Source organism: Mycobacterium ahvazicum, assembly GCF_900176255.2.
GTDB classification, from domain to species: domain Bacteria; phylum Actinomycetota; class Actinomycetes; order Mycobacteriales; family Mycobacteriaceae; genus Mycobacterium; species Mycobacterium ahvazicum.
On record NZ_FXEG02000003.1, the window covers coordinates 56,973 to 76,611 of the forward strand.

Sequence of the window (19,639 nt, forward strand, 5' to 3'; positions counted from 1 at the left end):
TGTGGTGGGACCAGCAAGGGTTGTTAACCAGGGAGTCGAAGAGCGGGGGAGTCGATGTCGCTGTCGGATGTAGTGATGCTGGCGGTCGGTTTCCTGCGGGCCGGCTATCCCGAAGGTATTCCGACGCGTGACTACGTGCCGCTACTCGCCCTGCTTCGTCGCCGCCTTTCCGACGACGATGTCATCGCGGTCGCCGCTGCGGTGATCTCCCGCAACAACACGTCGGTGGACGTCACGGATGTGCGAGTCGCAATCACCAAGCTGACCGATGAGATGCCGTCGCCCGAAGACACCGAGCGGGTCAAGCGGCGACTGGCCGCGGTCGGCTGGCCAGTCGACGACGAGGTCGAAAGCTGATCCCGACGAATACGGCTGGGGCACAACCAGTTTCCCTGGCCATGGTAGGCGCATCGGTCTCTTATAAAACCGTTCCGAGTGCGGCAAATGTAGCCACACCGCTTGCGGCCACGGTTGTCGGTTACGCGATACTGGTCGGCGCATCCTGGGCGCAGGCGCCGCTGCCACGAACCATGGCACGGCACAGGGTGTTTCGGGGACTGGCACGCCTTATTGATGCCCGCAACAAGCAGAAAGTAGAAAATCGTTGTGCTGCACCACTAGCTGGGGATTTGGCCTTGATGACTGGGGCAGTAGACCGTCACTGATGCCGTGACGAATTTGACCGCGGTGCGGGTAACGCGATCGGGGACCAGATGTAAGGACGGACTGCCCGAGTAGGTCGTGTTCGTCTCCTCGTCGACGACGGACTGGAACGAGGCGCCGCGATCGAGTTCGCCACAGATTTCGCGAGCCCGATAGACCAGCCCGGGCACGTTGTCGATGACGGGAATCTGTAGCTGCGCGAGCGTCGCCACGAACTGATCTTCCTGCGCATCGGCGCCCGCTGCGCCGGCACAGGTGATCGCGACGGAAAGCGCCGTCGAGGCGCTGACCAGAGCGCCTGCAACCCTGCTGATGTGGATGCGCACGGCACGTTCCCGCTTCGTCGGTGTCACCTGCCCGCGTCTCATTAGATCGACACCAACCGGTAACAATGGAGGCAACTAGCGCCTGCAATGATGGAAATCGTAACTGGCTGCAACCGTGAATCACCACTTGGCTTTCGCGCGCACTCGCAGATGAGGGGAGGGGCGCGACGGTCGCGCAGGGGTATGACCGAATCGAACCGTAGCGAGATGTGGCCGTCTGACACGACGGCTACCCGCAGGCGGCCGGTGCCTGCTCTGGTTGTGGTGATCGCGGCCCTGATCAGCTCGAGTGTGGCGAGCGGGCCGATGCACCGGGCTGCCGTCGGCATCCCGAACGGGGCCCGTTCGGCAAACATTTCCCCAACCGGCGAGCGCGGCGTGCTGCTGATCGGACAGCTCGGCCCGGCTCCCCTGGGGGACATCACACCGGATCCGCCGCCGGGCATCCCGGCCCCGACGGCAAAGCCGCTCGAGCCGCCCGTGGCGGCGCCGCCACCGCGAGCACAACAGCCGCAAGCCCCTAAACCGCAACCCCAGGCACCCGCACCCCAGGAGCAAGCACCCGCACCAGGCGCCCCCCGGGAGGCCACGTCCAGCTCTCGCCCTGAGGCAGGCGACGCGTGGAACGGGATGCTCCGAGAGGCTGCGCACGGCAAGCGGCAAGGGCACACTTGTGGGCATGCAGATACCTGAGCTCACCGTGTTGACCGAAACCGCCCGAGCCGCGACATCACCGCGGCAGGCGTGATCGTGGCGCCGGAGCCCGAGCGTCGGGTGCTTAACGGTTTGTCGGATATACGCGCGTTCTTTCACACGAACAAGGTGCCGCTGTACTTCATCTCGCCGACCCCGTTCAATTTGCTCGGCGTTGACCGCTGGATACGAAACTTCTTCTACCTCACCTACTTTGACTCCTTCGAGGGCACCCATTCGCGGGTGTTCGTGCCCCGGCGACGCGACCGCCGTGACTTCGACTCGATGGACGAGGTGTGCAGCCATCTGCTGTCCGATCCCGAAACGCTCGAGTTCGTGGCGGGCAAAGGGCCCGGCGGCCAGGGCTGCTTTGTGGTGCTGAACGAGGGGATCCAGGCCCTCGCCCGGGCCGCGGGGCTCGAGGGGATGCATCCGCCGATCGAGCTGCGCCAGCGCCTGGGCTCGAAGATCGTCATGACGCGCCTGGCGAACGAGGCGGGTATCCCCAGCGTTCCGAACGTGATCGGGCGGGCCGGCTCCTACGACGAATTGCAGGCGCTGGCACAAAGCGCCGGATTGGGAGACGACCTCGTCATCTCGATCGCGTACGGCAACGCCGGCAGCGGGACGTTCTTCGTGCGCGGTCAGCGCGACTGGGACGAGCACGCGGGTGACCTGACCTCGCAGCAAGAACTCAAGGTGATGAAGCGCATCCGCAATGTCGAGGTCTGCCTCGAGGGTGCTGTGACCCGCCACGGCACGGTGGTCGGCCCCGCGATGACGAGTCTCGTCGGGTACTCGGAGCTCACCCCGAGCCGGGGCAGCTGGTGCGGCAATGACATCTGGCGCGAGGTGCTGCCGCCCGCCCAGACCCACGCCGCGCGAGAAATGGTGGCAAAGCTGGGCGACGTCATGCGCCGCGAGGGCTACCTCGGTTATTTCGAAGTGGATCTTCTGCACGACCTCGACTCCGACCAGCTGTACCTCGGCGAGGTGAATCCGCGGCTGTCCGGCGCCAGCCCGATGACGAACTTGACCACCGAGGCCTACGCCGACATGCCGCTGTTTCTCTTCCACCTGCTCGAGTACATGGACGTGGAGTACGAGCTCGACATCGACGAGATCAACGCGCGCTGGGAGCGGGGTTATGGCGAAGACGAGGTATGGGGCCAGGTGATCATCACGGAGACGTCCCCGGATATCGAGATCTTCACCGCGACGCCACGCACCGGGGTATGGCGCATCGACGACGACGGTCGGGTCTCCTTTTCGCGGACCGCCAACGACTGGGCGACGCTGCTCGACGGCTCCGAGGCCTTTTACATGCGTGTCGCGGCACCCGGCGACTTGCGGTCCGAGGGTGCCCAACTCGGCGTGCTCGTCACTCGCTCACACTTGCAGACCGACGACTATCAGCTCAGCGAGCGCTGCCAGCGCTGGGTCAAGGGGATGAAGGCGAAGTTCGTCTCGACGCCTTTGACGCCGGCCGCGCCGATCGTCTCGCGGCTCGTCGCACGAGCGTGAGCCCCCCGGCCGGTATCTCGCTGGACAACTGGTTGTCGCCGCCGTATGCGCATTGGTCGTTCCAGCACATCGAAGACTTCGTGCCGACAGCGGTGATCCCGCGCGGGGACGGTCCGGTCGCGGCGCTGCCCGCGGCCCGCGCCCCGATCCCCGAGATCCCGGTGATCAGCACCGAAGGGGACGCCACCACCGTGGGAGCGGTGATGACCGGCACCGCGACCGACGGATGGGCCGTCGCCCACCGCGGGTCGATCGTGGCCGAGGAGTACCTCGACGGCATGGGTGCCGAGACCCGGCACTTGCTGTTCTCGGTGAGCAAATCGCTGGTGGGTGCGGTGGTAGGCGCGTTGCACGGCGCCGGTGCGATCGATCTTGACGCGCAGGTCACGAAATACGTTCCCGCTCTTGGGAATTGCGGCTACTCCGGTGCGACGGTGCGCCACCTGCTGGACATGCGGTCGGGTATCGCGTTCTCGGACAACTACCTTCATCCGACCGCGGAGATCCACGTTCTCGACCAGGCGATGGGATGGGCGCCGACGAACCACTCGGACGTCCCGTCCACGCTGCGCGACTTCCTGCTGACCCTGCAGCAGAAGTCGGCACACGGCGGCCCGTTCGAATATCGCTCGTGCGAAACCGACGTGCTCGGCTGGATCTGCGAGGTGGCCGGCGCCCAGCGGATGCCGGCGCTGATGTCGGAGCTGGTGTGGAGCCGCATCGGCGCCCAACGCGATGCCACCATCGCCGTCGACACGGCCGGGACCGGATTCTTCGACGGCGGCATCAACGCCTGTCTGACCGACATGATCCGGTTCGGGTCGCTGTTCTTGCACGACGGTGTCTCGTTGACCGGGCAGCAAGTGGTCCCGGCCGCTTGGATCGCCGACACTGTCGACGGCGGTCCGGATTCGCGTGAAGCGTTTGCCGCCAGCCCCGACGACACCCAGATGCCCGGCGGCATGTACCGCAACCAGGTGTGGTTTCCCTACCCGGGCAACAACATCGTGTTGTGCCAGGGGATGTGTGGCCAGATGATCTACGTCAACCGGGACGCCGAGCTGGTCGCCGCCAAGTTATCCACCCAGCCGGACGCGGGGGACCCGCAGATGCTGTGGGACACGCTGCACGCATTCGACGCGGTGGCAAGGGAATTGGCGGGAATCACGACCGAGTAGTTCACTACTGCATTGCCTTGGCCTGCGTTAGTCGTCCCCCGGCCGCAGGGCCGCGGTGACCGAGGCGTACATCGTGGTCTTGATGGCTCCGAGGGTGCCGCGGTCTTTGCCCAGTAGTGGCTGCAGCCGGCTGACCGCGGCACTGACCACCTCTTCGTCCGGGGCCGTGTCGTCGACGAGGCCGGCGGCGTGCGCATCGGGTCCAGTGAAACGATAGCCGGTCGTCATGGCCGTCACCGCCGTCTGCGGGGACAGTTTGGCTTGCACCAGTGCCGCCATGCCCTTGGTGAAGGGGATCTTGATGTCGACTTCGGGAAAGCAGTAGTAGCCGCGGTCCGATCGCATCACGCGGTAGTCGTGTGCGATGGCCAACATGGCGCCCGCGCCAAAGGCGTGGCCGTTGACCGCAGCGACCGTGGGCCGCGGAAAGGTGAGCAGGCGAGCTAGCAGACGTTGCACCGCTTCGATATACCAATCGCCGCGGCTGCTGTTCGCGGACAGCCAATCGAGGTCGAGACCATTGGAGTAGAACTTGCCGGTGCCCGCCGTGACCAGCGCGTCGGCGTTGTTCTCGATGTCCGTCAGGTGAGAGTTGACGGTGTCCAGCCATTCGGGTGAGAAACGGTTTTCGTCGTCTCCCAACGTCAAAATCGCGATCGACCCATCACGTTCAACCGTCACGCTCATGGTGTGCTCCCGTGTTTCTTCTTGGTGGATGCCTTGATCGGGGGTGTCAGCGTCAGCACGGCACGCACGGCGACGTCGAGCCGTTGCAACGCCGCGCCATCGGGCGGCTCCTGGCCTCGAATCACCAGCGCAGTGGGCAATTCGACGACGCAGGCGCGAATGGCGGCTACCGCGCAGCGGTCCCGCCTGTTCCACATGCGTTCGCTGAGCTCGATGAGCAAACCGCCCAGCTCGTCATCGAGCCGACGCAGATCGTCGGCCAATTCGCTGGGTAGATCACCGGATTCGAAGAGCTCGTCCCGGTGCACCGCGAGCAGGAATCGGGCTGAGAAGGGGTCCTGGCTGAAGAAGGTCGCGGGACATCGGGCGGCCGAGACTACCGCGTCGACCACCGGCTCCCGCGCGGTACCGGACGACAATGCTTGCGCAACCGCGGCACGTTGGACGCTGAGATATCTCTTCGCGGCGCGCAACCACACGTGACCCAGCAACCCCGCGCGCGATCCAAATGCGTGGTAGATCGCCCCATTCGATATCGACGTCGCGTCTGAAAGAGCGCGGATGGTGACGGCACGAGGTCCGGATTCCGCGGCCAGGCGCTCGGCCATATCCATCAACTGGGACAGATCGAGCACCCTGGGGCGAGGCATGTCGACACCATAACAGAGCGACTGCTCTGTTATGTCGGCCCCCCGGCGACGTGAACGTGAAGTGTCTCCGCGGTGACGGTTGGGCATGACGTCTGGCGATTCGACGCGCCGGGGTGTTCGGTGCAGGCTATGAATCAACGGTGAGCACCCACCATGTGAACCTGACCCAGCAGGAAAGCTCGTTGATCGCCGAGAGTCATCCCGAGTCACTCAAGCGGATGGACGAGCAGTCGCTGAAGGAATTGCAGAGCCGGCTCAGGCAGGCGCGCGAGAAGAATTTCAGCTTGTTGCGGCGTCAGGGTGCGGCTCGGGTGGAGGCCGAAGGCGCCCGTGGCGCCGCGCAGCCGGCCAACGAAAAGCGCGGCGAAAAGGTGGAGATCTTCGACGAGGCACTGGCTCGGGTGAGCCAGCGCTTGGGTGCCATCGGCGACGCCGAATAGCGATAACGCCGGCACGGGAAGGCCGGCGGCAGCATGCGCGTTGAACCGCACAGTGCCGGCCTGCCTTAGGAGACCTCGATGGGACTGCTCGACCACAAGACCGCCGTCGTTACCGGCGCCAATTCGGGTATCGGCCTGGCCACCGCCGAGCGTTTCATCGCCGAAGGTGCCGACCGAGTGTTCATCACAGGTCGGCGGCAAGCCGAATTAGATTCCGCGGCACTGCAACTGGGGTCCCGCGCCACCGCGGTGTGCGGCGACGTCGGAAAGCCCGAGGACCTCGACCGGCTCTACGCCAAGGTCGAGGAGGCCGGCAGGGGTCTGGACATCCTGATGGCCAATGCCGGGTCCACCAGGGTCTCTCGCCTCGGTGAGATCACCGATGAGGATCTCGACACGCTGTTGACGACGAACGTCAAAGGCGTCGTCTACACGGTCCAAAAGGCGCTGCCGCTACTCAATGACAACGCTTCGATCATTTTGACCGGGTCCACCACCGCCGACCGCGGCCGCCCGGGGCTCAGCATCTACGCCGCCACCAAGGCAGCCGTGCGGTCGTTTGCCCGCACCTGGGCCGGCGAACTCGCTGACCGCAAAATTCGGGTCAATGTCCTGGTCGCCGGCTCCACCGCCACCCCGGGCAGCGACGCACTGGCGGCTCAAACCAACCCGAACGCGTCGATCGAAGAGTTTCGCGCCGGCCGCGTCGCCACGATCCCGTTGGGACGCTTCGCCGACCCCGTCGAAATCGCCCATGCCGCGGTCTTTCTCGCCAGCGACCTGTCGAGCTTTACCACCGGGTCGACGCTGACCGCCGACGGGGGATTCAACCAGGTCTGACTTGGCTGGCGATTCGGCTTCGGTAGCGGCCTGCCCGTTTGCCGGGGTGCGCACTGACGGACATGGAGCTGCGCATAGACCTACAGTCGTTGTTTGCACGATTTCTCGGGCCGGACCGGGCCGGGGCCCGACGGCTTCCTGAGGTCAACGCCGGGCGCCCGACACTCGGCAGCGGCTGGCACAGCACGACCTCAGTTTCGCTAACCTGGTCGAAGACGGTCGGGCCGTCGCCCCTCTTTGCCGAAGTATAAAAGGATGCTTTCGCGGGAGATTGCGTGCTCAACGAGACCTTGAGCATCTCGCCCTTGTGACGAACGAGGTGCGGATTCCGCGACTGGCAGGGGAGGGCCACCAGATCGACGATCTCGTTCCGGTCGGAACACCCATCGACCTCGAAAACTGTGCTCGCGAGCCGATCCACATCCCGGGCAGCATCCAGCCGCGCGGGGTGCTCGCCGTGGTCCACGAGCCGGCTTTCGAGGTGCGTCAGGTCAGCGCCAATGTCGGCGAGCTGCTCGGTCGTCCCGCCGACGCCGTCCTCGGTCGGCATCTGTCGGCACTGGTCGGCCACCAACAGGCCGGGCGCATCGAGCAGGTGGCCTCGAGCTACGGCAGCCTGCGCCAGCACAACCCGCTCGAATGCATGATCGACGTGGCCGGTGAGCGGCGAGCATTCGACGCCATCCTGCATCGCGAGCCGGGCGGGGTGCTCCTGGTGGAGCTCGAGATCGCCTACGGCGAGCGGCCGTTCTCCTTCCCGAACACCTATCAGGCGGTGCGCGGCGCGGTGGAGGAGCTGAACCGGGCCTCCACCCTGACAGAGCTGTACGCCACCGCCGCGCGGGCCGTCCGCGATCTGACCGGCTTCGACCGGGTGATGGTGTACCGCTACGACGAGGAGTACAACGGCGAGGTCGTCGCCGAATCGAAGCGCGACGACCTCAATTCCTTTCTGGGACTGCACTATCCGTCCACCGACATCCCCGCGCAGGCGCGCGCGCTCTACGAGAAGAACTGGATTCGGCTCATCTCCGACGTCGACTACGCGCCGACGCCGCTGCTGCCGAGTGTCGACCCGGATAGCGGCACGCCGCTGGACCTCACCTACGCGACGCTGCGCAGCGTCTCGCCCATCCACGTCGAGTACCTGCAGAACATGGGCGTGCACGCGTCGATGTCGATCTCGCTGCTGCGCCAGGGCCGGCTGTGGGGGCTCATCGCCTGCCATCACTACGCCGGCCCTCATCTGCCGCCGTTCGGCACCCGGGCGGCGGCGGAGTTCCTCGGCTCGACCCTGTCGTTGCGACTTGTCGACCGGTTCGAGGACGAACAGCTACACCATCGACTGGCCGCCCAAGCGGTGCTGGGCAAGCTGACCGCCGCCACGCTCGACGACCGCGAATCACTGACGGCGGCGTTGCTCGGGGCGCCCGATCTGCTCGACCTGGTGCCCGCCGAAGGCGTCGTGGTCAACATCCAGGGCGATCACCAAACCCTAGGGTCGGTTCCGCCGCCGCGGGTGGTGGCCGCGGTCATCGACTGGGCACGCGGCGCCGACGACGAGATCGCCGGCAGCGAATGCCTTTCGAGCGAGCTCCCCGACCTCGACCTCGACCCGCAGTCGGCCGCCGGCGCGCTCGTGATCAACCTGCCCGACGGCCAGTACGCCGTCTGGTTCCGCCGCGAGGTGCTGCGCTCGGTCGACTGGGGCGGCGACCCGCACAACAAGACCATCGCGGTCGGCGAGGGCGACGGCGTGCGGCTCAGCCCGCGCAAGTCGTTCGACCGGTGGCGCGAGGTCGTCCATCAACGCAGCGAACCGTGGACACCCAGTGAGTGCGAGTCCGCTGAGTCGTTGCGACGCCACCTGGTGGAGTCGCTGTACCGTCGCACCCGGGGCGCGCTGCGCATGGCCGAGATGGTGCAGCGCAGCCTGCTGCCCGAGTCGATACCCGAGCTCGAAAGTTGGCGGCTGTCAGCGTATTACGAGCCAGCGGCGGGCGGCAACGTGGGCGGGGACTGGTACGACGCATTCGAGCTGCGCGACGGCCGCCTGATCCTGCTGATCGGCGACGTCGCCGGGCACGGCATCACCGCGGCCGGCACGATGGCGCAGTTGCGCAACGCGTTGCGGGCGCAATTGTTCGCCGGGGCGACGCCGGCCGAGGCGCTCACCCAGCTCAACGAATTCTGTGTGCACATGCTGCCCGGCGCCTTCGCCACCGTCGTCGCCGTGCGGGTCGACCTCGGCTCGGGCCTGGTGCAGGCCGCGTGTGCGGGCCACCTGATCCCGTACCTGACCCACCCGGCGACAGTCCTTGCGCCCATCGAACTTTCGCCGCCGATCGGCATCCGCGGCGTGACGTACGTACCGAGCGAATTCACCGTCGAGCCCGGCAACCGGTTGGTCATGTACTCCGACGGCCTGGTGGAACGGCGAGGTGAGGTGATCGACGAGGGTCTGGACCGTCTCGCCGAGACCTTGAGCCGCGCGGCCGATGCCCCGGCATCCAGCATCTGGACCGCGATGGACTCGGGCAATATCGACGACGACGTCACGATCGTCGCCCTCCGGCGCCCCTGAACTTTCGCGGTGACTACTGCTGATAGGCCGGCAGATTGTCCGACAGTTCGTCGAACACCGCCTGATTGAGGCCGAACGCGACCTTGACTTCCTCGACCGCACGACGAACCGCGTCGGGACCGAGGCGCAGCGCGTCAAGGCGAGCCCGATAGCGGTCTTTGAAAGGCTTGGGCCGCATCGGGAATCGATACATTGCCAGCCCGGCACCGCCGAGCGAGAACGTGCGGTCAAGAATCCTACCGATGGCCTGGCCGCCGGAGAGGTCCCCGAGATAGCGGGTGTAGTGGTGGGCTACCAGCGCCCCGCCCCACGAGGCTCCCTGAATTCGCTCGCGGTAGGCCTGGGCGGCGGGCGATTGGATCTCGTTGCCGCCGTTTGGTTTCCAGTGTTCGAGGTCTGCATCGATGGCCGGCAGGCGTTCCAGCATCGGGTCGTATACCGCAGCCACCATCGGATCGTCGCGACGGCTGCGGACGGCATCCTCCAAGGCGGCATAAACCACGCGCAGCCGAAGCAGGTAATCGGCGTAGCCGTGATTGTTGACCCGTCCCGCCAGCAACTCGGTCACGAACGGCGACTGCTCGGCCCGGGCGTGCTCTTCGGCCGAGCCTTCCTTCATCGCGACGGAAAGCGGCCGGCCCGTCTCGGCGACGCTCACCGGCATTGCGTGCTCTCCTCGATGTAGCCCGCCCCATTCATCGTCTTGGATGCTACCGAGCCACCACCCGCGGTGGGAGGCTGATCCTTATTGGCCGAGGTGTATCTCGCGCGTGACCTGATCGCGACTGCGGCAATGGACGCTCGTCACCATGGTGGTTCTGGTGCTGGTCGGTGCGCTTGCGACGGCGACATCGCTCGGCTATTACCTGGGCCGTCGCGCCAGCTCGTCGCCGCCGACCTGGAGACAGCGCACCAGTCGGTTCGCGATGGGCAGGCTCGCGCTGAGTTTCGTGGTGCTGGTGGCTGCCCGGCGCATCCGGCAAACCGCCCGGACGCACCGCCCGTTCCGCCCCGCAGACCTGAAATCGGTTGAGCCGGTTGAACTTCTGCGCTGGAGTGTGGCGCTGGTCTTGAGGCGAGCAAGGCTGGTGTGACGCGGCTGGGAACCCCTGGTGGGATGCGCGACCGCGAGAGTTGATTTGCTAGTCGCCATGACAACACTGCAAGGCAAGATCGCGTTCGTCACCGGTGCATCGTCGGGCCTGGGCGCCGAAACAGCCAAGCTGCTTTCCCGTCAGGGCGCGACGATTTTCGGCATAGGGCGGGATACCGCACGCTTGGCCGAGGTTTTCGCCGACATCGAGCGTGGTTCCTTCGCATCGGTGGACGTCGGCTCGGCGCCGGCCTGCAAGGACGCCGTCGAGCAGTGTGTCCGCGAGTTCGGCGGTCTCGACGTCCTGATCAACATCGCCGGCAAACACCAGATGCGCCGGACGGAGTCGATGAGCGACGACGACTGGACCGAGGACCTCGCGGTCAATCTGAACGGTCCGTTCTATCTGTGCCGGGCCGCGCTGCCTCAGCTGCTGGAACGGGGCGGCAACATCGTCAACGTCGCGTCCATTGCGGGTGTCGAAGGGCAGGCCTATTCGGCCGGCTACTGCGCGGCCAAGCATGGACTTATCGGGCTGACCCGGGCATTGGCGGTGGAGTACACCGCGGACCGCTTGCGCGTCAACGCGGTATGCCCGGGCGGCATGCTCACTCCGCAAATCGAACAGTTCACCGCGCCGGAGAATCCGAACTACGACCTGATCATGCGCACGGCCTCGCCACGCGGCATGATGCAGCCCCTCGACGTCGCGAATGTGATCGCGTTCCTGGCCAGCGACGCCGCGGTGGCCGTTCATGGCGCCGTCTACCGTGTCGACAATGGCAAGGGCGCCGGGTAGCTTAGCCGAACGCCGTTCGGGGCCAAGCAAAGTCAGCGCCTGATCAGACCTCCTCGGCCCGCCCCCGCGAGTTCGCGTTGGACTTCTTCTCTTCGTACATCAACTCGTCGGCCTGGGTCAGCAACGCGTCCACGGTGGTGGTGGGCCCGTCGGCGAACGCGCGCACCAGGCCGACGCTGGCCGAAAGACGATAGGGCCGTCCGCTCGTCTCGTTGAAGGCCCGAAATGCCTGGGACACTCGGTCCCGCAGCGTCGAGGTGTCGCTTGCGCTTTCGGTGACCATGATGCAGAACTCATCACCGCCCAAGCGGGCGAGGATGTCGGACTCGGACAGTGTTTCGCCCAGCACATCGGCGACATCTTTGATCAGCATGTCGCCGACCTCGTGGCCGTATTCGTCGTTGACTCGTTTGAGCCCGTCGACGTCGAGGAACGCGAGCACGCTGTCGTGGCCGAGGTAGTGCGCCCCGCGGAGCTTTTGCGCGGCCAACAGGTAGAAACCACGACGGTTGGTGAGCCCGGTCATTTCGTCGGTCACCGAGAGCTGGCGAATCTCCTCGTTGGCCTGCTCGAGCGCGGCGGTGCGGTCGCGAACCCGCTGTTCCAGCTCGGAGTAGACCTGGATGTTCTCCATCGCGATCGAGATCGAGTCGGCCAGCGCCTGCAGTAAGCGGACCTCTTGTTCGGTCGGCTGATGTTCCTCGGCCCAGTAATTGCCGATCGCGCCGATCGGGTCGCGCCGGCGGATCGGAACCATCACCAGGCTCTGACGAATGTGGGGCGGTAGAGGTCGTGCGGGATGCGCGAGTCCAGATAGATGTTCGGGATGATCACCGCATCGCGATGAAGCATCGCCCATCCGCTGATGCACGAGGTCATCGGAAAGCGCAGGCCCTTCCACAGCGGGCCGATCGCGTTCTCTTCGGCGTAAAAGCACTTGCCGTTATCGCGCAGTACCAATGTGGCGCCGTCACAGCTGGTGAGTTCGCGCGCCGACGACGAGACGAGCTGCTGGATGTCGGCCTGGCTACGCGCCAACGAGAGGTCCTGGACGGCCTGCAACAGGCGCTCCATGCGTTCGAGGTACTCGGCATCGCCGAATCGGGGCGATCGCGCAGCGGTTGGCGGCGGCCCGGACAGGAACACTGGTTCCATGTCCACCTCCGAGCGAACAGGCCGTAACTACCCCCACGGCTCCACAAGTGGTCGCCAACATTAACATTCACCGGTCGTCTCGCCGCGCTGATTTTGCCAATAACGTGTGTTCGGCGACTCGTCCGCGCCCTGATGGCGGCCACTTTGATGTCGCAAAAGCGCCGGCGTTCGCGCATCTGAGCGGGATGTCGCGGCACCATTCTTGGGCCGCGTCCCATTCAAGCCGGGATCGCGCCCGGACGAAATAAGTTGTCGGCATTTGTACAGGCATTGGATATGTCAACCGGGTAGCGTGCCCCCATGGCTTTCACAGTGACCTGGGCAGATGGCACCGAAATTACGTACGGTGACGAACTCCATTTCGACACCGATGGCGCGGTGCTCAAGATCGGGCCTTCCACGGGCAAGTGGACGTGGTACTTCTCGTCCCACCAGTGGGCACGCATCGAGCTTGATGATCCGCACACCGCGCTGCGACCCGAATTTCCTCCGGTGGTCGCCCACGCTCACCCCTCGGCCTGAGCCGGACCTGCCCGCGGCAGGTGGCATACGCCGAACCGCGACGATCGGCGTGAACTGACCCGGCTGGTAGGGTCCGCCAGGATGCCAGGCTGCGCGCGGCCCATCCGTTTTGGCATTTTCTCCCTCGCGGGCGGCTGATCCGAGAGCTGGATTTCTGCGGCTTGCGACGCGCGGTGGCGGGTATCTCTCTATCCACCGAGAACGGAGACAGGATGAGCCCAGGCGCGCAAACGAAAACCATCACGACGCATGTTCCGGCGCGACTGGACCGGTTGCCGTGGTCGCGGTTTCACTGGCGCGTCGTGGTGGGGCTCGGCGGGGTATGGATCCTGGACGGGCTCGAGGTCACGATGGTCGGCAACGTCTCGGCCCGGCTCACCGAGAAGGGCAGCGGCATCGAGCTCAACCCGGCGCAGATCGGTTACGCGGCGGCGATCTACATCACCGGGGCATGCTTGGGCGCCTTGTTCTTCGGTCACCTGACCGACCGGTTCGGCCGCCGCAATCTGTTCATCCTGACCCTGGCCGTCTACCTCGTCGCCACCGTCGCGACCGCATTCGCATTCGCGCCGTGGTACTTCTTCATCACCCGCTTTTTCACGGGTGCCGGCATAGGCGGCGAATACGCGGCGATCAACTCGGCGATCGACGAGTTGATTCCGGCCCGGGTGCGCGGCCGCGTCGACCTGATCATCAACGGCACCTACTGGCTGGGTTCGGCCGCCGGGGCCGCCGGCGCCCTGGTCCTGCTGGACACGTCGAACTTCCCCGCCAACGTCGGTTGGCGACTTGCCTTCGGCATCGGAGCCATCTTCGGCATCTTCGTCCTGCTGGTCCGGCGCAACATTCCGGAAAGCCCCCGCTGGCTGTTCATTCATGGGCGCGATGAGGAAGCCGAGCAGATCGTCGGCGAGATCGAACAAGACGTGCAGCGCGAAACCGGGCAGCCGCTGCCCGAGCCGGACGGTGAGCCGCTGAGAATCCGTCAGCGCCACGCGATTTCGTTCATGGAGATCGCCCGGGTGGCGTTCAAGCTCTATCCCAAGCGTGCGGTCCTGGGGCTGGCCCTGTTCATCGGTCAAGCGTTCCTGTACAACGGCGTCACGTTCAACCTGGGCACGCTGTTGAGCGGGTTCTACGGCATTCCATCCGGAAGAGTGCCGGTGTTCTTCATCCTGTGGGCGATGAGCAATTTCCTCGGCCCGTTGATTCTCGGACGGTTGTTCGACACCATCGGCCGCAAACCGATGATCACCGGCACCTACATCGGCTCCGCGGTGATCGCGGTCGTCCTCGGAGTGCTGTTCGTGGATCAGGTCGGCGGGGTCTGGACCTTCATCGTCGCGCTGGCGGCGGCGTTCTTCCTGGCTTCGGCGGGCGCGAGCGCGGCCTACCTGACCGTCAGCGAGATCTTCCCGATGGAGACCCGGGCGCTGGCGATCGCATTCTTCTACGCGGTGGGCACCGCGATCGGCGGCATCACCGGCCCCGTGCTGTTCGGGGAGCTGATCAACTCGGGGGATCGGGGCCAGGTGCTGTGGTCGTTCCTGATCGGGGCGATCGTGATGGCGGTCGCGGGTTTGGTCGAGCTATGGCTCGGGATCGCCGCCGAGCAACGCGCCCTGGAAGACCTGGCGTTGCCGTTGACGGTGGCCGACGCCGAGCACCAATAAAGAAGCGACGACGGCCGGGGTTATCGTCGGCGACGTGACGGTTCCGCGCGGCGACGTCGATTCCTACTACGACCTGGGCTCCTACCACCGGGCCGTCGATACGCCCTCGGCTGCGGCGCAGGTGTGGTTCAACCGCGGCATGGTGTGGGCCTACGCGTTCAACCATGAAGAGGCGGTGCGGTGCTTCGACCGGGCGCTCGCCGTGGACCCGGACCTTGCGATCGCGCGATGGGGTATCGCGTACTCGGTCGGCCCGAACTACAACAAGGCCTGGGACGCATTCGATCCCGTCGATCTGGTCGAGTCGCTGGCCCGGGCTCGCGAGGAACTCCGCCTCGCCGCCGCGGGCCGCGCCACGGCCGCCGAGCGCGGCCTGATCGACGCCCTGGCCGTTCGCTTTCCGACCCTCGACGTCGCCGACACCGCGGCGCTGGCCGACGGGAACGCCGCGTACGCGGACTCGATGTCGAGGTTGGCATCGGTGTTTCCCGACGACATCGACATCGCGGCTCTGGCGGCCGATGCGCTGGTCAACGTGACGGCCTGGGCACTATGGGACACCCGGACCGGTGAGCCGGCGGCAGGGTCGCGGGTGCTGGCGGCCAAGGACATTCTGGAGGCCGCCCTGTCGACCCCCGCCGGCCGTGCCCATCCGGGCATTCTGCACCTCTACCTGCACACGATGGAGCTATCCGCCCATCCCGAGGAGGCGCTGCCCGCGGCCGACCTGTTGCGTGGGCTGGCACCCGACGCCGGTCATCTCGAACACATGCCCAGCCATATCGATGTACTGTGCGGCGACTACCGCAACGCGGTGGTGTCAAACCTGTCGGCAGTGCGCGCCGATCGCAAATTCCTTGAACGCGAAGGCGCACTGAACTTCTATTCGGCCTACCGTGCCCACGATCTGCACTTCGTGGTGTACGCGGCGATGTTCTCCGGGCAGTCGGCGGTCGCGCTCGAAGCCGCCGACGAGATCGCCCGGCAACTCACCCCGGAGGTGCTGTCGATCGCGTCCCCGCCCATGGCGGACTGGCTGGAAGCCTTTGTGCCGCTTCGGGTGCACGTCTTGATCCGGTTCGGCCGTTGGGAGGATTTGATAGCCGAGCCGCTGCCCGCAGACCAGGATTTGTACTGCACCACGGTGGCCACGGTGTACTACGGCCGCGGCGTGGCCTATGCGGCCACCGGTCAACTGGCACAGGCGGATTCCGCGCGGGAAGCCTTCACCGATGCCTACGCCCGCATCCCTGCCTCACGGTATCTGTTCAACAACGCCAGTCGTGACATTCTCGCGGTCGCCGCAGCGATGCTCGACGGTGAAATCGCTTACCGCTACCGGGAATTCGATTCGGCATTCGCGCACCTGCGCCGCGCGGTGGAACTCGACGACACCCTGCCGTACGACGAGCCATGGGGCTGGATGCAGCCGACCCGCCACGCCCTCGGTGCGTTGCTGCTGGAGCAGGGCCAGGTGGAAGAAGCGGCCGGCGTGTACGCGGCCGATCTTGGTCTGGACCCCTCCGTGCGCCGATGCTGCCAACATCCGGGGAATGTGTGGAGCCTGCACGGGTACCACGAGTGCTTGCGACGTCTTGGTCGCTCCGCGGAAGCGGCGATCGTCGAGCAGCAACTGACCATGGCGCGCGCCCACTCCGACGTTCCGATCACCGCGTCCTGCGCCTGCAGCGGAGCCGCTTCCTCCTGAGTATTGTGTACTATACCTAGCATGAGTGAGAAACTTCCGGCTCGGCTGGCGGAGCATCCCACCGTGCGAAAAGTGCGATCGCGCCGGTTACCGAAACCCGAAGTGATCGACGCGGGGTGGCTGCGCGAGGCCTGCCTGGAGGCCGGAGTCGACGACGTCGCTTTCGCCAGCGTCGACAACCCCGACCTGGCCTCGGAGGTCGAGCACGTCGAGGCCGCGCTGCCCGGCACCAGAAGCTACATCTCGCTGGTGGTCAAGATGAACCGCGACAACATCCGCTCGACGGCGCGCAGCGTCGCCAACCAGGAGTTTCACCGCAGCGGTGAGTTGCTCAACGAGGCGGCCTACCGCATCGTGCGTCGGCTGCAGGACGCGGGCCACCGGGTGCTGAACCCGTCGGCGACCTTTCCGATGGAGATGGACAACTACCCGGGGCGGATCTGGGTGGTGGCACACAAACCCGTCGCCGTCGCTGCCGGACTCGGCGTGATGGGCATCCACCGCAACGTGATTCATCCCAAGTTCGGCAATTTCATCCTGCTGGGCACGATCTTGGTGGACACCCCGATCAGCAGCTACGGCGAGCCGTTGGACTACAGCCCGTGCCTGGAATGCAAGCTGTGTGTCGCGGCGTGCCCGGTCGGCGCGATCGGCAAGGATGGCAGTTTCGATTGGCTGGCGTGTTCGACCCACAACTACCGCGAGTTCATGGGCGGTTTCACCGATTGGGTGCAGACCGTTGCCGACAGCACGGATGCGGCCGATTTTCGTTCGCGGGTAACCGATTCCGAGAACGCGTCGATGTGGCAGAGCCTGTCGTTCAAGCCCAATTACAAGGCGGCCTACTGTCTGGCGGTGTGCCCGGCCGGCGAAGACGTGATCGAGCCCTACCTGGACAATCGCAAGAGCTTCATGGACCTGGTGCTGAAACCGTTGCAGGACAAGAAGGAAACCCTGTACGTGCTGCCGAACTCCAAGGCGAAGGAATACGCGCAACGCCGCTATCCACACAAGCAGGTGAAGGTCGTCGACAGCGGGCGGCGCGACTAACCAGAACCGTAGGCGCGGGCGATGTCGGGGGAGTCCAGCCAGCCCGAGTAGGTGGGCCGCGACGGCCAACCCTCCGGCGAATCTAGCCATTCCTCCTGGCGTCCCCACGGCAACAGGTCGATCAGCGCGAACGAGTGGCTGAGTTGTTCGGTGCCACGACCGTTCGTGTGCCAGGTGCGATACACGGTGTCGCCGTCACGCAGGAACACGTTGACCCCGAAGCCCCCGCCCGGGGGCGCGTCCGTGTCGGCGCCGAAGGTGCTCTGCGACGACGAGTACCACTGCATCCGATTGCCGACCCGCTGTTTGTAGGCGAGCGCCTCCTCGATCGGGCCGTTGGTGACAATGACGAACCGGGCGTCGTAGTTGTCCAGGAATTCGAGCCGAGTGAACTGCGACGTGAAACCGGTGCACCCGCCGCACTGCCACTGAGCGCCGTCCGACCACATGTGGTGGTAGGTGATGAGCTGCGAACGGCCATCGAACACCTCGGCGAGGCGGACCGGCCCGTCGGCGCCGATCAGGGTGTAGTCGGGCAACTCGACCATCGGCAAACGGCGGCGCTGCGCGGCGATCGCATCCAGTTCACGCGTAGCGGCCTTCTCGCGTTTGCGCAGTTCATCGAGCTCGGCACGCCAGGCCCGGGCATCGACAATGGGCGGCAGCGCGGTGTGGTTGGGGGACATGGGATGCACCTTTGCTCTCGATTTTCTCCGGCTCAAAGGTCTGACCGGTCGGCTACCCGGAATTCATCGGGAAGCGTCGGCGGGCGCAAAAAGCGCTGCTCACAGCTGAGAACTCGCTTTGAATATGGTTTGCGACGCGCGCGCCGGGGTATCTATGTGCAAACTTTAGATGTCACGCGGGGGGACCCTGGGTCCGGAAAGGCGACGCAACATGACTCAGGGGTTGAGCCCGAACGTCGACGACGTGCAGGCCCGGTACGACTTGTCGGACGACTTCTTCCGCCTGTTCCTCGATCGGACTCAGACCTACAGTTGCGCGTACTTCGAGCGCGAGGACATGACGCTGGAAGAGGCCCAAATGGCCAAGATCGATCTGGCACTCGCCGAGCTCGATCTGCGGCCCGGCATGACGCTGCTCGACATCTCCTGCGGCTGGGGCACCACGATGCGCCGGGCAATCGAGAAGTACGACGTCAACGTCGTCGGCCTGACGAAGTCCAGCGATCAGGCCGCCCACGTCCAGAAAATGTTCGACGAGATGGACACCGAGCGCAGCAAGTGGGTGCTGTTGCAGGGCTGGGAAGAGTTCACCGAGCCCGTCGACCGGATCGTGTCCATCGGGGCGTTCGAGCAGGGCCGTTACGACCGCTATGACGATTTCTTCGAAATGGCCTACACCGTTCTGCCCGACGACGGCGTCATGTTTCTGCACACGATCACCGGCCTGCCGTCCATCGACCCCGTCGAGTTGCACGCGGCCGGGGCGGGGTTCACCCTGACCCAGCGCGAGCCGCTGCAGCCGCATTACGTCAGAACCCTCGACCTGTGGGCCGAGGCTCTCGAGGCGCATCGGGCCGAAGCCATCGAAATGCAGTCCGAAGAGGTCTACGAGCGATACCTGCACTACCTGACCGGCCGGGCCAACGCGTTTCGCACCGGCCAGATCGACGTCAACCAGGTGACCCTCGAGAAGAACTGAACGCGCCCGCGCGCGTTCTGCCGACAACGACACGGCCAACGAGACGATAACGATTCGCACATCGCCCTGGCATGGCGTCAACGCCGGTGAGAGGGTGGTGCCCGTGAGTGTTCATGTCAACGAGCTGGCGCATGGCTCGCGCACGCAATGGATGGACAGACCACCACAACGGTGTGCACGTGGTCACTGGCTGTTGCCGGGACACATGATCGTGGCAACCATGCCGTGCTCCTGCGGCCGGCACATCTGCTGGGAATGCGAGTGCGGTGCGGCCACCTATGGGCCCGAGCTGGGCGAGTCGTGCAGCCTTGCCCGCGGTCGGCGCGGATCCGCGGTGATCGCGTCGGACCCGATGAAAAGCCTGTCCTGAAACAGGGTTATCGCCACAA

General features: G+C 65.6%; 19 protein-coding genes and 1 pseudogene. 14 read left to right on the top strand and 6 right to left on the bottom strand.

From position 1 onward, the window contains the following. The first annotated feature begins 54 nt into the window (after window positions 1-54). The gene (locus MAAFP003_RS12920) at window positions 55-357 is read left to right on the top strand and encodes a DUF3349 domain-containing protein (protein ID WP_096287478.1); all 303 of its coding nucleotides are present in this window, start codon (window positions 55-57) and stop codon (window positions 355-357) included. A gap of 260 nt (window positions 358-617) precedes the next feature. Here the strand turns inward: MAAFP003_RS12920 and MAAFP003_RS12925 are convergent, their stop codons facing one another. After that, window positions 618-1,016 (bottom strand): DUF732 domain-containing protein, encoded by a 399-nt coding sequence (locus tag MAAFP003_RS12925; protein WP_165796399.1) that lies wholly within the window; start codon window positions 1,014-1,016, stop codon window positions 618-620. 717 nt (window positions 1,017-1,733) lie between these two features. On the opposite strand from MAAFP003_RS12925, the gene MAAFP003_RS12930 reads away from it, so the two are divergent. Together MAAFP003_RS12930 and MAAFP003_RS12935 are read left to right on the top strand one after the other, a co-directional pair. Next, window positions 1,734-3,206 (top strand): biotin carboxylase, encoded by a 1,473-nt coding sequence (locus MAAFP003_RS12930; RefSeq protein ID WP_096287482.1) that lies wholly within the window; start codon window positions 1,734-1,736, stop codon window positions 3,204-3,206. Further along, window positions 3,203-4,384 carry a serine hydrolase domain-containing protein gene (locus MAAFP003_RS12935; RefSeq protein WP_096287484.1) on the top strand — a complete coding sequence of 394 codons (1,182 nt, stop codon included), beginning with the start codon at window positions 3,203-3,205 and terminating at the stop codon, window positions 4,382-4,384. The genes MAAFP003_RS12930 and MAAFP003_RS12935 overlap by 4 nt, the downstream gene beginning before the upstream one ends. 27 nt (window positions 4,385-4,411) lie before the next feature. Here the strand turns inward: MAAFP003_RS12935 and MAAFP003_RS12940 are convergent, their stop codons facing one another. Further along, window positions 4,412-5,071: an enoyl-CoA hydratase/isomerase family protein gene (locus tag MAAFP003_RS12940; RefSeq protein WP_096287485.1), complete on the bottom strand. Its 660-nt coding sequence runs from the start codon at window positions 5,069-5,071 to the stop codon at window positions 4,412-4,414. Further along, window positions 5,068-5,706 carry a TetR/AcrR family transcriptional regulator gene (locus tag MAAFP003_RS12945; protein ID WP_096287487.1) on the bottom strand — a complete coding sequence of 213 codons (639 nt, stop codon included), beginning with the start codon at window positions 5,704-5,706 and terminating at the stop codon, window positions 5,068-5,070. The genes MAAFP003_RS12940 and MAAFP003_RS12945 overlap by 4 nt, the downstream gene beginning before the upstream one ends. Before the next feature lie 155 nt (window positions 5,707-5,861). On the opposite strand from MAAFP003_RS12945, the gene MAAFP003_RS12950 reads away from it, so the two are divergent. The 3 genes from MAAFP003_RS12950 to MAAFP003_RS12960 all read left to right on the top strand — a co-directional run bounded on the left by MAAFP003_RS12950 (window position 5,862) and on the right by MAAFP003_RS12960 (window position 9,585). Further along, window positions 5,862-6,161: a hypothetical protein gene (locus MAAFP003_RS12950; RefSeq protein ID WP_096291106.1), complete on the top strand. Its 300-nt coding sequence runs from the start codon at window positions 5,862-5,864 to the stop codon at window positions 6,159-6,161. 78 nt (window positions 6,162-6,239) lie between these two features. Continuing rightward, complete coding sequence (locus MAAFP003_RS12955) at window positions 6,240-7,001, top strand: SDR family NAD(P)-dependent oxidoreductase (protein WP_096287489.1); 762 nt, start codon at window positions 6,240-6,242, stop codon at window positions 6,999-7,001. 307 nt (window positions 7,002-7,308) lie between these two features. Further along, a complete protein-coding gene (locus MAAFP003_RS12960; RefSeq protein WP_243394010.1) occupies window positions 7,309-9,585 on the top strand; it encodes a SpoIIE family protein phosphatase in 2,277 nt (758 codons plus the stop codon). A 13-nt stretch (window positions 9,586-9,598) separates the two neighbouring features. On the opposite strand, the gene MAAFP003_RS12965 is transcribed toward MAAFP003_RS12960, so the two are convergent. Further along, window positions 9,599-10,249 carry a biliverdin-producing heme oxygenase gene (locus tag MAAFP003_RS12965; protein WP_096287491.1) on the bottom strand — a complete coding sequence of 217 codons (651 nt, stop codon included), beginning with the start codon at window positions 10,247-10,249 and terminating at the stop codon, window positions 9,599-9,601. A gap of 145 nt (window positions 10,250-10,394) precedes the next feature. Between MAAFP003_RS12965 and MAAFP003_RS12970 the strand changes: the two genes are divergently transcribed. Then, entirely contained in the window at window positions 10,395-10,679 is a 285-nt protein-coding gene (locus MAAFP003_RS12970; protein ID WP_096287493.1) for a hypothetical protein, read from the top strand. Window positions 10,680-10,736: 57 nt separating this feature from the next. After that, entirely contained in the window at window positions 10,737-11,477 is a 741-nt protein-coding gene (locus MAAFP003_RS12975) for an SDR family NAD(P)-dependent oxidoreductase (protein ID WP_096287495.1), read from the top strand. A gap of 43 nt (window positions 11,478-11,520) precedes the next feature. Here MAAFP003_RS12975 and MAAFP003_RS12980 read toward each other — a convergent pair. Then, a pseudogene (locus MAAFP003_RS12980) lies at window positions 11,521-12,632 on the bottom strand (GGDEF domain-containing protein). Window positions 12,633-12,932: 300 nt separating this feature from the next. Between MAAFP003_RS12980 and MAAFP003_RS12985 the strand changes: the two are divergent. The 4 genes from MAAFP003_RS12985 to MAAFP003_RS13000 all read left to right on the top strand — a co-directional run bounded on the left by MAAFP003_RS12985 (window position 12,933) and on the right by MAAFP003_RS13000 (window position 17,585). Then, window positions 12,933-13,154: a hypothetical protein gene (locus MAAFP003_RS12985; protein WP_096287497.1), complete on the top strand. Its 222-nt coding sequence runs from the start codon at window positions 12,933-12,935 to the stop codon at window positions 13,152-13,154. Between the two features lie 212 nt (window positions 13,155-13,366). Then, on the top strand, window positions 13,367-14,827 hold the full coding sequence (locus tag MAAFP003_RS12990) for an MFS transporter (RefSeq protein WP_096287499.1): 1,461 nt from the start codon (window positions 13,367-13,369) through the stop codon (window positions 14,825-14,827). 34 nt (window positions 14,828-14,861) lie between these two features. Next, window positions 14,862-16,535, top strand: coding sequence for a tetratricopeptide repeat protein (locus MAAFP003_RS12995; RefSeq protein ID WP_096287500.1), 1,674 nt, complete (start codon window positions 14,862-14,864; stop codon window positions 16,533-16,535). 21 nt (window positions 16,536-16,556) lie between these two features. Continuing rightward, the gene (locus tag MAAFP003_RS13000) at window positions 16,557-17,585 is read left to right on the top strand and encodes an epoxyqueuosine reductase (RefSeq protein ID WP_096287502.1); all 1,029 of its coding nucleotides are present in this window, start codon (window positions 16,557-16,559) and stop codon (window positions 17,583-17,585) included. Here the strand turns inward: MAAFP003_RS13000 and MAAFP003_RS13005 are convergent. Beyond that, window positions 17,582-18,271 carry a DUF899 domain-containing protein gene (locus tag MAAFP003_RS13005; protein WP_096287504.1) on the bottom strand — a complete coding sequence of 230 codons (690 nt, stop codon included), beginning with the start codon at window positions 18,269-18,271 and terminating at the stop codon, window positions 17,582-17,584. The two genes, MAAFP003_RS13000 and MAAFP003_RS13005, sit on opposite strands and share 4 nt — an antisense overlap. Before the next feature lie 211 nt (window positions 18,272-18,482). Between MAAFP003_RS13005 and MAAFP003_RS13010 the strand changes: the two genes are divergently transcribed. Together MAAFP003_RS13010 and MAAFP003_RS28950 are read left to right on the top strand one after the other, a co-directional pair. After that, entirely contained in the window at window positions 18,483-19,250 is a 768-nt protein-coding gene (locus MAAFP003_RS13010; RefSeq protein ID WP_096287506.1) for a class I SAM-dependent methyltransferase, read from the top strand. A 103-nt stretch (window positions 19,251-19,353) separates the two neighbouring features. After that, complete coding sequence (locus MAAFP003_RS28950) at window positions 19,354-19,620, top strand: hypothetical protein (RefSeq protein WP_133160856.1); 267 nt, start codon at window positions 19,354-19,356, stop codon at window positions 19,618-19,620. The last annotated feature ends 19 nt before the right edge of the window (window positions 19,621-19,639 follow it).

Coding starts and splice junctions, on each gene's coding strand:
- MAAFP003_RS12920 (WP_096287478.1), top strand. CDS start 55: ATGTCGCTGTCGGATGTAGTGATGCTGGCGGTCGGTTTCCTGCGGGCC.
- MAAFP003_RS12940 (WP_096287485.1), bottom strand. CDS start 5,071: ATGAGCGTGACGGTTGAACGTGATGGGTCGATCGCGATTTTGACGTTG.
- MAAFP003_RS12955 (WP_096287489.1), top strand. CDS start 6,240: ATGGGACTGCTCGACCACAAGACCGCCGTCGTTACCGGCGCCAATTCG.
- MAAFP003_RS12965 (WP_096287491.1), bottom strand. CDS start 10,249: ATGCCGGTGAGCGTCGCCGAGACGGGCCGGCCGCTTTCCGTCGCGATG.
- MAAFP003_RS12970 (WP_096287493.1), top strand. CDS start 10,395: ATGGTGGTTCTGGTGCTGGTCGGTGCGCTTGCGACGGCGACATCGCTC.
- MAAFP003_RS12975 (WP_096287495.1), top strand. CDS start 10,737: ATGACAACACTGCAAGGCAAGATCGCGTTCGTCACCGGTGCATCGTCG.
- MAAFP003_RS12985 (WP_096287497.1), top strand. CDS start 12,933: ATGGCTTTCACAGTGACCTGGGCAGATGGCACCGAAATTACGTACGGT.
- MAAFP003_RS12990 (WP_096287499.1), top strand. CDS start 13,367: ATGAGCCCAGGCGCGCAAACGAAAACCATCACGACGCATGTTCCGGCG.
- MAAFP003_RS13000 (WP_096287502.1), top strand. CDS start 16,557: ATGAGTGAGAAACTTCCGGCTCGGCTGGCGGAGCATCCCACCGTGCGA.
- MAAFP003_RS13005 (WP_096287504.1), bottom strand. CDS start 18,271: ATGTCCCCCAACCACACCGCGCTGCCGCCCATTGTCGATGCCCGGGCC.
- MAAFP003_RS13010 (WP_096287506.1), top strand. CDS start 18,483: ATGACTCAGGGGTTGAGCCCGAACGTCGACGACGTGCAGGCCCGGTAC.